Origin of the sequence: Chondromyces apiculatus DSM 436, assembly GCF_000601485.1 — a bacterium.
GTDB lineage: Bacteria > Myxococcota_A > Polyangia > Polyangiales > Polyangiaceae > Chondromyces > Chondromyces apiculatus.
The window spans coordinates 1-12,085 of the sequence record NZ_ASRX01000029.1 but is presented as its reverse complement, the minus strand read 5'-3'; the positions used below and the strand labels follow the sequence as shown (position 1 = coordinate 12,085).

Here is a 12,085-nt window from a genome sequence, read left to right as displayed (position 1 = left end):
TCAGGGACGCTCGACCCAGGTGAAGAGGACGTCGAGGTCGTGGTCGAGGTCCATGGCGTCCTCGCCCTGGTCCCAGCCGAGGGCACGGCCGAGGGTGCGGATGGCCGCCGTGTCGTCCTCGTCGAAGGCGCGGACACGGAAGCCGGCGGCCTCCCACTGGGCGCGCGTGAAGGGGGAGCGGCCGTCGGACCAGGGGAGGAAGGGTTTGTCGGGCGGGGAGGGGGCGGGGCAGATGTTGTAGACGAGCATCTGGCCAGAGGGCTTGAGGGCGCGGAAGAAGGCGGCGAGCACGGCGTCGTCGGGCAGGCCGAGGCGGATGAGGTGGCGCTCCTCGGCGGGGCGGTCGGGGTGGATGTAGCCCTTCTTGAGGACGTTCTTGGAGAGGATCAGGTCGTAGCCGTTGCCGATGGCCTGCACCACGTGGGGGTCGGCGGGGAACTTGCCGTGCAGGAGGCGGAGGCGGCCCCACTGGCCGTCGGAGCCGCGCAGGCTGCCCTGATCGGAGGGCTCGGCGTAGAGGGCGCGGAGCAAGGGGTCGACGTCGACGCCCGTGACGTCGTGGCCGAGGGCGGCGAGCATGCGGAGGTGGCCGCTGTAGCCGTGGCCGAAGTCGAGGATGCGCGCGGTGCGGGGGAGGGTCACGCCGCGCGCGAAGAGCAGGTCGAGGGGGCGCGCATAGGAGAGCGGGGAGCCGTAGCGGGTCGTGTAGTAGTACTCCTCGTCGACCACGCGGCGGAGGAGCGCGTCGCGCTCGGAGGCGGGGAGGGCGGCAGCCTCGGCGGCGGTGAAGTAGCGGGTGCGGGCGGCGTCGTGGAAGAGGGTGCGGGGCGTGATGCGCGGGAGCATCGCGGCGCGGGCGAGGAAGCGGCGCACGCCCTCGGTGCGGACGAGGGCGGAGATGCGCGGCACGTCGGCGAGGATGCGGTCACGCCCGGTGAGGGGGGCCGCGGGCGCAGGTGCAGCGGGCGCAGGTCCTTGCGGCGCGGCGAAGGAGGGAGGGGGCGTGGTGCTGGCGGCGAGCGCGAGGGCGAGCGCGAGGGCGAGCGCGAGGAGCACGCGAGGGGGCCGAGAGAAAGGCGGGGCAGGCATCGGGTCACGTCTCCATGTCGAGGAGGACGTCCATGGATCACCCCTGCTGACGGACGAACAGCTTCACCTCGGGGCTGTCGCTGGAGAGGCGGGTCACGCTCTCCAGGTGAAAGCCGAGGGCTTCGAGGAGCCGCGCCGAGCGCTCGTTGTCGGGGCTGGTGAGGGCCAGGATGCGGGGGAAGTGGAGGACGTGCTGCGCGTGGGCGAGGACGGCGGCGGCGGCCTCGCGGGCGTATCCCTTGCCCCAGAAGGCGGGGACGAAGGCGAAGCCGAGGTCGACGTCGGGCAAGGTGTCGCGCTTGTACAGGCCGCAGATGCCCATGGGGACCTCACCGTCGCGGAGCACGGCGAGGTAGGGGCCGAAGCCCAGCCGCTCGTAGAGCGCGGCGGGGCCACGCTCGATGTAGGCGCGGGCGTCGTCGAGGGTCCGCACCTGCTTGTCGCCGATGAACTTGAGCCAGGAGGGCTCGTTCAGGAGCTGGAGGATGAAAGGGGCGTCGTCGGGGGTGAGCCGACGGAGGAGGATGCGCTCTGTTTCGAAGACGATCATGCCCGCGCGGCACGAGCATAGCGGGATGCGCGTCGCGGCGGTGGTCCACCTGCTCAGCACCGTGACCACGCGCTCCGGGTGGAGCCGCCGCGAGAGGCGTGAACGAGGCCGGTGGAGGCACCCTCGCGGTGGGGCCATTCCACCTGGATGTGAAGCTCACGGTCGGCGTCTGCGCGGTGACGCTGTGAGCAGGCGCGGATAACCGCGAGGTCGCGGGGGGGCGCGCGGCGTCGCCGGGACCGCATTCACTACGTCCAGGGTGCGCGAGACTCTGGAGTCCTGTGTTTCTGTTGACACTCCGGGGGGCGTTTGGAACCCTTTCAAGGTGGCCACCCCCTGTTGAAGGGGTCGCGGGGGGGGGCCGGAGTGGGGAAGCGCGTCGTCTGCGGGGGTCTCACCGCGAGGCGGGGCGCTGCGTGAGCAGGGCAAGGGAGCAGGACATGCGGAACGACGCCAGACGGATCCAGCGGGCTTTACGCTCACTTTCGCGCGGTGTGTCGCTCGTCGAGGTGCTGATCGTGGTCGCGATCATGGCCATGATTTCCTCCGGCGCGACGTACCTGGTGTTCCCCGAGTACAAGAAGGCGCGCATCCGGAGCGCGCTCATCGGCGCCTCCGTGATCAAGATGGCGACGGAGGCCTACATCGAGCTCGACATGCCCGTCGGCGCCCAGGCTTGCCCGACCATCGACGACCTCGTGGAAGCGAGGAAGATCGATGGCGCCAGGATCGACGATCCGTGGGGAATCCCGTACGAGATCGAGTGCCAGGACGGCGACATCTTCGTGATCTCCGCGGGGAACGATCGCAATTTCGACACCGCGGACGACATCTGGAGCGACTTCAAGCACGACGACGTGCGGCGCCTCAGTCAGCTCTGAGCCTCCACGAGGACGCCTCGATGCGCATGTAGGTGTGCGCGCCGTCGTGCACGGCGTCACGCGCGTGGCAGTGATGCTCCTCACGCCTCCCCGGGATCTGGTAAGATGGCAGATCGTTCCGGGGCAGTGTGGGCGGCCGGCGGCGACGCGCGGCTGCAGGAGGGGTGAGCAGGTGGGGATGTCCATGGAATCGCAGAACAGGGCTGCGGGGTCGGCGCGGAGTTTCGACGTGATCTGCGCGGGGGAGGCGCTCTGGGACCTCACGGAGGCCGGGGGCGTGCTCTTCGGGAGGTCGGCGTCGCTGCGCTTCAAGCCCGGCGGCGGGGCGGTGAACGCGGCGCTCGCGCTGGCGCAGGGAGGGCTCTGCGTGGGCCTCGCGACGGCGCTCACGGACGACACGTTCGGGCGGACGTTCCTCGGCAAGATCGCGGCAGCGGGGATCGACGTGGGCGGGGTGGTGCTCGCGCCGCGGTACGGGGGCCTCTTGCGGGTGGAGGGGATCGCGGGCGCGCGCACGGTGGTCTCCACCCGCGAGGGAGAGGTGCCGATCACGGTGCCGCCGGGGTGGACGTCGACGGTGCTGCTCCTGTCGGGGCTGTCGCCGGTGCTCGCGCGCGCGGCGGCGCTGTGCAAGGCGGCGCGGGCGGCGCGGCGGCAAGGCACGCTGGTGGTGGTGGACGTCAACGCGCGGTGGCACCTGTGGGTGGGGCAGGATCAGAGGGCGATCCGGTCGGTGCTGCGCGAGGCCGACGTGGTGCGGTGCAGCGCGGCAGACCTGGAGGTGCTCCGCGCGGACGCCGCGACCGTGCGCGGGTGGCTGCGGCCCGCGGCGGTGCTGGTGCTGAGCAACGGCGCGGGCGACGCCTGGGCGACGGGAACGAGCGGGGAGATCGCGCTGGCGCCGCGGGGCATCGGCGCGCTCCGGCCGAAGGGCGCGGGGGACGTGTTCACGGCGGCGATCTGCGCCGAGCTGTCGCGCGCGGGGCACGCAGGTGAAGGGCGGAGCGATCTCTGGGAGCGCGCGCTGCAGCGCGGGCACGCGGCGGTGATGGCGCAGGCGTCGGTGCGCTGAACCGGGAACTGCGGCGCGACAGGGAGGGGAGCGTACGAAACGGGAGCCGTGGGCTGGCGCGGGCTGGAGAAATCCCGCGCGCGTGGAGAGGGCGCGGGTGGACGCGGGTGGCTGCGCGTGGCTGGGGGCGCAGTGATGCTCTAGGCTCCCGGGCGTGTTTCACCCGGTCATCGAGGGCTGGTTCCAGGGCAGGTTCGGGACGCCGTCGCCGGTGCAGGTGGCGGCGTGGCCGGAGATCGCGGCCGGCAAGGACACGCTGCTCGTCGCGCCCACGGGCGCCGGCAAGACGCTGGCGGCGTTCCTGGCGTGCCTCGACCGCCTGGCGCGGCGCCTGGTGCTGTCCGCCGCGGTGAAGGGCGAGGCCGTGGGTGAGGCGGCAGGCGAGGCCGCGGGCGTCGAGGAGGAGCGCATCGAGGTCCTGTACATCTCGCCGCTCAAGGCGCTGTCGAGCGACGTGCAGAAGAACCTCGCGGAGCCCATCGCGGAGATCGACGAGGCCCTGGAGGCGGCGGGGCTGCCGCGCTCGGGGGTGCGGATCGCGGTGCGCACGGGGGACACCTCGGCAAAGGACAGGCGCGCGCTCGCGGTGCGGCCGCCGCACGTGCTGGTGACCACGCCGGAGTCGGCGTTCATCCTGCTCACCAGCGTCTCGGGGAGGAAGGCGCTCGCAGGGGTGAAGGCGGTGATCGTGGACGAGATCCACGCGGTGGCCGGGGACAAGCGGGGGGCACACCTCGCGCTCAGCCTGGAGCGGCTCGACGACCTGGTGACGCAGGCGGGGGGCGCGCCGCCGCAGCGCATCGGGCTGAGCGCGACGGTGCGGCCGCTGGAGGTCGCGGCGCGGCTGCTCGTGGGAGGGAGGCCGCTGCCGCAGATCGTGGACGCGACGGTGGCGCGGGCGCTGGACCTGTCCGTGGAGGTGCCGCGCGACGAGCTGGGGGCGGTGTGCACCCACGAGCAGTGGGAGGAGATCTACGACCGGATCGCGGCGCTGTCGCAGGAGTCGCGGTCGACGCTGGTGTTCGTGAACACCCGCAAGCTGTCGGAGCGGGTGGCCCACCACCTGGCGATGCGGCTCGGGGAGGGGGCGGTGCTGCCCCACCACGGGAGCCTGTCGCGGGCGCGGCGGCACGAGGCGGAGCAGCGGCTGAAGGCGGGGGAGCTGCGGGTGGTGGTGGCGACGGCGTCGCTCGAGCTGGGGATCGACGTGGGGGCGGTGGATCTCACCTGCCTGGTGGGGTCGCCGCGGTCGATCGGGGGGGCGCTGCAGCGGGTGGGGCGCTCGGGGCACGGGATCGGGCGCACGCCGCGCGGGGTGTTCTTCCCGCTGACGCGGGACCAGCTCGTGGAGTGCGCGGCGATCGTGCGGGCGGCGCGCACGGGGGCGATGGACACCCTGGTGCTGCGGGAGGCGCCGCTCGACGTGCTGGCGCAGCAGATCGTGGCGGCGTGCGCGTGCGACGAGCGGGGCGAGGAGGAGCTGTTCGCGCTCTGCCGGCGGGCGGCGCCGTACGCTTCGCTCTCGCGCCACGACTTCGACGCGGTGGTGGCGATGGCGGCGGAGGGGCTCGGTCGGGACAAGGGGAAGCGCGGGGCGGGGGCGCTCCTGCACCGGGACGCGATCGGGGGGAAGCTCCGGGGGCGGCGGGGGGCGCGGCTCGCGGCGCTGACCTCGGGCGGGGCCATCCCCGACAACGGCAACTACGACGTGCTGGCGCTCCCGGAGGGGACGAAGGTCGGCAACCTCGACGAGGACTTCGCGGTGGAGTCGAACGCGGGCGACGTGTTCCTGCTGGGGAGCACCTCGTGGCGCGTGCGGCGGGTGGAGATGGGCAAGGTGTGGGTGGAGGACGCGCACGGGGCGCCGCCGAACGTGCCGTTCTGGCTGGGCGAGGCGCCCGCGCGCACGCCGGAGCTGAGCGAGGTGGTGTCGGCGCTGCGCAGAGAGGTGGGGGCGCGCCTCGCGCAGGGCGGGGGCGACGCGGCAGGCGACGCGGCAGGGGACGCGGCGCGCTGGGTCGCGGAGGCGTGCGCGCTCGACGCGCGAGGGGCGGAGCTTCTGTGCACGTACCTCGCGGCGGGGAAGGCGGCGCTCGGGGCGCTGCCCACCCAGGAGACGCTGGTGGTCGAGCAGTTCTTCGACGAGGCGGGGGGCACGCAGGTGATCGTGCACGCGCCGTTCGGGGGGCGGGTGAACCGGGCCCTCGGTCTGGCGCTCCGGAAGCGGTTCTGCCGGTCCTTCGACTTCGAGCTCCAGGCGGCGGCGACCGACGACGGGGTGCTGCTGTCGCTCTCGCCCGAGCACGGGATCACGCCGGAGGAGATCCTGGACCTGGTGCGTCCCGAGGGCCTGGAGGAGGTGCTCACCCAGGCGGCGCTGCAGGCGCCCATGTTCCGGGTGCGGTGGCGCTGGGATCTCTCGCGCTCGCTGATGATGCTGCGCCAGCGCGCGGGGCGGAGGGTGCCCCCGGCGCAGCTCCGGATGCGCGCCGATGACCTCTTGCTGGCGGTGTTCCCGGAGCAGGCGGGATGCCAGGACAACCACGGCATCGGGGCGCACCTCACGCCGCCCGACCACCCGCTCGTGAACGAGGCGCTCCGCGATTGCCTGACGGAGCTGATGGACGTGCCGCGGCTGCGCGCGCTGCTGGAGGGCCTGCGCGACGGGCGGATCCAGGTGGTGGCGCGGATGACGCCGGAGCCCAGCGTGCTGTCGCACGAGATCCTCAACTCCAACCCGTACACCTTCCTCGACGACGCGCCGCTGGAGGAGCGGCGGGCGCGGGCCGTGTCGGTGCGGCGCGGGCTGCCGCCGGTGATCCGGGAGCGGCTCGGGGGGCTGGACGGAGAGGCCATCGCCGCGGTGGTGGCGTCGGCGCAGCCCGCGGTGCGGAGCCACGACGAGCTGCTGGAGCTGCTCCTCGACCGGGTGGCGATGTGCGGCGCAGAGGGGGCGCGGGCGGGCTGGTCGCGGCACTTCGCGCGGCTCGTGGCGGAGGGACGCGCGGCGGAGATGCTGGTCGCGTCGCTGGGGCCGGAGCCGCGCTGGGTGGCGACGGAGCGGCGGCCGTGGGCCGAGGCGATCTGGCCGGAGGCGGCGTTCGCGCCCGACGTGGCGGTGCCGCCTGCGGTGCGCGCCGCGGCGCCCGCGAGCCGGGAGGACGCGCTGCACGCGCTGGTGGCCGGCTGGATGGGGACGCTGGGGCCCGTGACGGAGGCGGTGCTGGCGCGGCGGGTAGGGCTCGACGGGGGCGACACGCGCATCGCGCTCGGGCGGCTGGAGGCGCACGGGGCCGCGCTGCGGGGGTATTTCTCGGCAGGAGCGGTCGGGGCGGGTGCGAGCGGGGCGGGTGCAAGCGGGGCGGGTGCGGAAGTCGGGAGTGCGGGGGAGGGGAGCGTGGGCGACGAGAGCGCGGGCGAGGCGCGCGCGCTGGAGTGGTGTGACCGGCGGCTGCTGGCGCGCATCCACAAGCGGACGGTGGACGGGCTGCGGAAGGCGATCGAGCCGGCCATGCCCGCGGAGTTCATGCGCTTCCTGCTGGGGTGGCAGGGGGTCCGGTCGGGGACGCAGCGGCGGGGGGCCGGAGGGCTCTTCCGGGTGATCGAGCAGCTCCAGGGCTTCGAGCTGGCCGCGGGGGCCTGGGAGCGGGAGGTGCTGCCGGCGAGGGTGGCGGGCTATGCGCCGGCCCTGCTGGATGCGCTGTGCCTGTCGGGGGACGTGGCGTGGGGGCGGGTGGTGCCGCGGGCGACGGCGGCGGCAGGGCCGACGCGGGCGGCGCCGATCACGCTGGCACTGCGGCGAGACCTGGGGTGGCTGCTCTCGCCGCGCGGGGAGCGCATGGGCGAGGGAGGAGGGGCTCCGGGTGGGGGGGAAAGGGCTCCGGGTGGGGGGGAAAGGGAAGAAGAAGCGGGCGTGCTGCTGTCGGATCGGGCGCGCGCGGTGCTCGCGGTGCTGCGGCACTCGGGGGCGTCGTTCCACGCCGACCTGGTGGCTGCGGCGGTGTGCCCGACGGTGGAGCTCGAAGAGGCGCTCTGGGAGCTGGTGGCCGCGGGGGCCGTCACCGCGGACGGGTTCGCAGCGCTGCGGGCTCTTCTGGAGCCTTCGCGGAGCGGGAGCGCTGCGGGGCGGCTCTCGCGGGGAGCGCCGGTGGCCTCGGGGCGCTGGGCGCTGCTGCGGCCCGCGGTGGTGCCCGAGGCAGACGTGGTGGAGGCGCTGGCGCGGCAGTACCTGTGCCGCTACGGGGTGGTGATGCGCGACCTGCTCGCGCGGGAGCCGGGGGCGCCGCCGTGGAGCGCGCTGCTCCGGGTCTACCGGCGGCTGGAGATGGCAGGCGAGATCCGCGGGGGGCGGCTCGTGGCGAGCTTCGTGGGCGAGCAGTTCGCGCTGCCCGAAGCGGTGGACGCGCTGCGGGCGGTGCGGCGGGAGCCGCCGGCCGGGGAGATCGTCACCCTGTGCGCGTGCGACCCGCTGAACCTGTCGGGCATCGTCACGCCAGGGCCGCGGGTGCCGTCGGTGATGGGGAACGTGGTGATCTACCGGGACGGGGTGCCGCTCGCGCCCGTCGTGCAGGGCGCGCCGGGCGAGGAGGGCATGCAGGGCGTGCTCACGGCGGCGCCGGAGCCAGGACCCGAGGTCTTCTCGGGTCCGCGGCTCGCGCCGGGCGCATCAGGTCAGTTGCAGGTCTGACCGCAGACGCTCTGGACCTGGCCGACGCAGGCGCTGTCCCAGGAGTTGTTGCAGCAGAAGGAGTCCACCGCGCAGATGCTGGCGACACAGGGGTCGCAGGAGGCGGTGAGCTTCGTGCCCGTCGAGCACTTGTTGTGGGCGCAGGTGGACGAGGAGCCGCAGCTCAGGCCGCAGACGCTCTGCACCTCACCGACGCAGGTGCTGTCCCAGGAGTTGTTGCAGCAGAAGGAGTCCACCGCGCAGATGCTGGCGACGCAGGGGTCGCAGGAGGCGGTGAGCTTCGTGCCCGTCGAGCACTTGTCGTGGGCGCAGGTCCCCCCGGTGCCCCCACCGCTGCCGCCGGAGCCGCCGGAGCCGCCAGAGCCGCCCGCGCCGCCGCTGCCGCCCGCGCCGCCGCTGCCGCTGCTGCCGCAGTCGGGGTCGGCGGGAGCCACGCACGTCTCCGCGCAGATGCCATCGGCGCCGCAGTGGTTCACCGCGCAGTCGGGGTCGCCGATCTTCCCGTTGGTGTTGCACGACTCCTGGCACACGCCATTCGAGCGGCAGGCGTTGGAGGCGCCCTCGAACTCGTCGATGCGCGCCTGGATCCAGCCCGTGATCGCAGGCTGGTCGGTGCGGGCCTGCACGCCGTCGAGGGTACACGGGCCGTCGCCGAAGGAGGTGACGCCAGCGTGCATCTCCACGCCATTGCGGACGATGAACGCGGGGCCGCCGGAATCCCCGTTGCAGGTGTTCTTGCTGGGGACCTTGTAATAGAACTGGGTGTTGTTGATGGAGCCCGGGGTGCCGCCCACGGTCGCCGGACCGACCTTGTTGATGGGGAACTTGGCGACCCGGCGGATGCCGAAGCCGGTGTCCGTCACCCCGTTCTCGTAGCCGTAGCCGACGAAGGTGTAATTGGGGCCGACATAGGTGCTGTTGTTCGCCATCGTCTCCCGGAGCAGCGGCGCGGGCTGCACCGGCGCGTCGGCGCCGAGCTTCAGGATGGCGATGTCGTTCGCCAGCGTCGAGTTGTTGTAGCCCGGGTGGCGGATCTCCTGCACGACGCTCACCGTCTGCGCTCCGCCCCCGCTGTTGATGTTGTTGCCGATGAAGATCTTGGTGATGCCGCCGTAGCAATGGCCGGCGGTGATGACCGTGCGCTTGGAAATGACGGTGCCGGTGCAGAACGCCCCGCTGTTGTCGCCGACGCCGACCACGAAGGTATGCCCCGTGTCCGCCGTGCCGCCGACAATCTCCTGCGCGTCCGACAGCACTGCCTCCTGGCCCTGTTCCTCGACGCTATCGACGGAACACGCCACACCCGTGAGACACACCGCGGCGAACAGAAGACTCGTGTGCTTCGTCATGTTTCCACTGTCCTGTATGGGGGTTGAATGCGTCGGTGAGAGGCGTGGCAGTGTGCTCGCGAGGTGCATGTTATGGCAAGTGCGAATGCAGTGCGTCGATGCGATTCTTCGAAGATCCAAAATTACACTTCTTCGATGTGTGAATCGAGGATGCCGGTAACCCATGGACTCTTCTGGAAAAATCTTGGCGGGGCAGGCAGGGAAAAATGCCACGGTGGTTTCGTGGCGTGCGGTCGGCGAGCGCATTGCTATGGCCGCACCAGAAAAGACGACGGGCTGGCAATGGGATGCGAGGCGCGGCGAGAGCCGGCGGCAAGGGGACGGGAGAGGGCGGAGGGCGCGAGGGAAGAGGGCGGGGAGAATGCGCGGGAGGCTCGGCGTGCGCGGGGGGGGCGCGCGGCTCCGGAGCGCGTCGGTGATGAGGACGAGGAGAGGACCGGCTCCGAATCTCGATCAGATCTTGAGCTGGATGAGCCCTGGAGATCCGGCGGCGCCCGTCATCTCGTAGGACCTCACCCCATCTCCGCCGCGCCCGGCGTTGCCCAGGTAGTCAGAAATGCCTGCCCCGCCCGCGATCTGCCCGCTGCCGCCTTCGGTCGAGAAGACCTCGATGCTCGGGTGAATCCAGGAGGAGCCGCCTCCGCCGCCCCCGCCGCTGTACGTGTACTGCGAGGCGCCGCTGCCACCGCCGAAGAAGCCCGCGCCGCCGCCGCCCCCGGTGCCGTTGCCCAGCCCCTCGCCGCCGAGGTGGCCCTGTGCTGGTCGGAGGGGGTCGCCCCCGCAGATGCTCGCCCCGCCCCCCTCGTGCTCCTTGCCGGGAGAGCCGTCGGCGGCGCAGGGGTTGGCAGGGCCCTGGGGGCTGTAGCGGCCCGCGATGCCTCCCGTGCTCGCCGTGGCCCCGCCGCCGCCCTCGGACTTCACGGGGTCCTCGTTGTTCGGGGTGCCATTCTGTCCGGCCTCACCGACTGCGCCACCGCCGCCGCCGCTGCCCACGAGGGGTCCACCATCGCAGCCGTTGCACCCGTCGACGCCGCCGCCACCCCCTCCAGCAGCCACCACCATGATCTCCCCGTTGCGCAGCACGTACGAGGCGCCGCCACCCCCACCGAACACCTCGCCCCCGCTCGCGACCCGCACCTCGAGCTCATCCCCCGCGCTGACGGCGATCCGGGCATTGATCCACGCGCCGCCTCCGCCGGGTCCGGGCGCGCCGCTGCCGCCTCCGCCCCCCCAGACCAGGAACGCGACGGACGTGACGCCGGCAGGAACGGTCACCGTGTCGACCTCGCCGGGCTGATCCCAGACGAGATCCTCGAAAGGCGTGGGAGGGGGAAGCGGTTCGGTGCTGCCGGTGGAAGGCGGCGGGTCGTCGGCGGGCGGGTCCACGACGACGTTACCCCCGCAGGCGCTCGCGCCGAGGAGGGCGAAGGCGAGCAGGGAACGGGCGAGGCGAAAGGTCTGCATGGCGTTCTCTCCGCAGCGATCACCGGGTGGCGAGCGCCTGATGCCGGGCCTGGCCCGCGCAGGTAACACGTGCAGGTCACACGTAAGGAGATGGAATCGCAGGCCGTGGGGACCGTCAACGGCGGGGCCGGCCTGTCGCCGGCTTGTGGTGGCCGAGGGCGTCCGGTAGGGTCCGGCACTCGGGCCTGCAGGCGTTCGCGCATGCAGGCGCTCGCGCGGTGGCAGGGCGGCGCGCGGCCAGGTTCTCCGCAAGCCACGGCAGTCTCGCGCGCAAGGGTATCCCCAGGAGCATCATGAGCATCTTCGTTCGCGCGGTCTGCACGAGAGGTCTGGGAGAGGTGTCGGCCGAGGCGCTGCGGGAAGGCATCGCTCTCCGGTTGCCGACGCTCGCGACCTATTACGGCGAGCCCGACCCCGAGACGTTCCTCGCGCGCCTCCTCGTGAGCGATGCGGGCGGGGCGCGGCGCTCCCCTGGCGAGGCGTTCTCGGTGCTGGAGGGGGGCCACGGCGAAGGCACAGGTGCGCCCAGGGGAGAGGCCGAGGGCGGTGAGGACCGGCTGATCTGCACCGTGGTGCGGCTGCAGAAGGGTGCCGAGCGCGACGCCGAGGTGGCCGCGCTCCGGTCCGCGCTCGACGATTGCGACGAAGAGGACGTGGACGAGGTGCTCGATTGCCTCGGAGAGGCAGTGGAGGTGGTGCAGGTGGCCGTCGATCTGGGAGCCGTCGAGGGAATGGGCTGGCCCGTGGCGATTGCCGTGGCCGCCACCCTGGCCGAGCGCGGCGATGGGCTGATCCAGGCGGACGGAGAGGGATGGATGGCGGTGGAAGGGACGGGGGTGGAGCAGATCCTCGACGCGGACTGATCCATACGGCCGGGGACATTGTCCGCTTCCCGAGGCGACGGGCGTCAGGCCCGAAGCGGCAAAGCGCTCTGGCAACTGCGGTTGGATCGCGGAGTGGAGGCCCCGACGAGCTTTGCTCGGCGGGGGGCGG

8 protein-coding genes are annotated in these 12,085 nt (G+C 72.9%); 4 read left to right on the top strand and 4 right to left on the bottom strand.

Going from position 1 to position 12,085, the window contains the following annotated elements; genetic code table 11:
- Both CAP_RS19675 and CAP_RS19670 read right to left on the bottom strand, forming a co-directional pair.
- On the bottom strand, window positions 1–1,089 hold the full coding sequence (locus tag CAP_RS19675) for a class I SAM-dependent methyltransferase (protein WP_044243345.1): 1,089 nt from the start codon (window positions 1,087–1,089) through the stop codon (window positions 1–3).
- Between the two features lie 37 nt (window positions 1,090–1,126).
- Window positions 1,127–1,639, bottom strand: a complete 513-nt coding sequence (locus tag CAP_RS19670; RefSeq protein ID WP_044243487.1) for a GNAT family N-acetyltransferase — start codon at window positions 1,637–1,639, stop codon at window positions 1,127–1,129.
- Between the two features lie 440 nt (window positions 1,640–2,079).
- Between CAP_RS19670 and CAP_RS19665 the strand changes: the two genes are divergently transcribed.
- From CAP_RS19665 to CAP_RS19655, 3 genes are all read left to right on the top strand, one after another.
- The gene (locus CAP_RS19665) at window positions 2,080–2,520 is read left to right on the top strand and encodes a type II secretion system protein (RefSeq protein ID WP_044243343.1); all 441 of its coding nucleotides are present in this window, start codon (window positions 2,080–2,082) and stop codon (window positions 2,518–2,520) included.
- A 178-nt stretch (window positions 2,521–2,698) separates the two neighbouring features.
- Window positions 2,699–3,592, top strand: a complete 894-nt coding sequence (locus CAP_RS19660) for a PfkB family carbohydrate kinase (protein ID WP_044243342.1) — start codon at window positions 2,699–2,701, stop codon at window positions 3,590–3,592.
- A gap of 154 nt (window positions 3,593–3,746) precedes the next feature.
- Window positions 3,747–8,279, top strand: a complete 4,533-nt coding sequence (locus tag CAP_RS19655; protein ID WP_063748724.1) for a DEAD/DEAH box helicase — start codon at window positions 3,747–3,749, stop codon at window positions 8,277–8,279.
- Here the strand turns inward: CAP_RS19655 and CAP_RS47100 are convergent.
- Window positions 8,264–9,628, bottom strand: coding sequence for a S1 family peptidase (locus CAP_RS47100; protein WP_063748723.1), 1,365 nt, complete (start codon window positions 9,626–9,628; stop codon window positions 8,264–8,266). The two genes, CAP_RS19655 and CAP_RS47100, sit on opposite strands and share 16 nt — an antisense overlap.
- 453 nt (window positions 9,629–10,081) lie before the next feature.
- The gene (locus CAP_RS19645; protein ID WP_044243340.1) at window positions 10,082–11,092 is read right to left on the bottom strand and encodes a glycine-rich domain-containing protein; all 1,011 of its coding nucleotides are present in this window, start codon (window positions 11,090–11,092) and stop codon (window positions 10,082–10,084) included.
- A 293-nt stretch (window positions 11,093–11,385) separates the two neighbouring features.
- Between CAP_RS19645 and CAP_RS19640 the strand changes: the two genes are divergently transcribed.
- A complete protein-coding gene (locus tag CAP_RS19640) occupies window positions 11,386–11,955 on the top strand; it encodes a hypothetical protein (protein ID WP_044243337.1) in 570 nt (189 codons plus the stop codon).
- Window positions 11,956–12,085 lie beyond the last annotated feature (130 nt).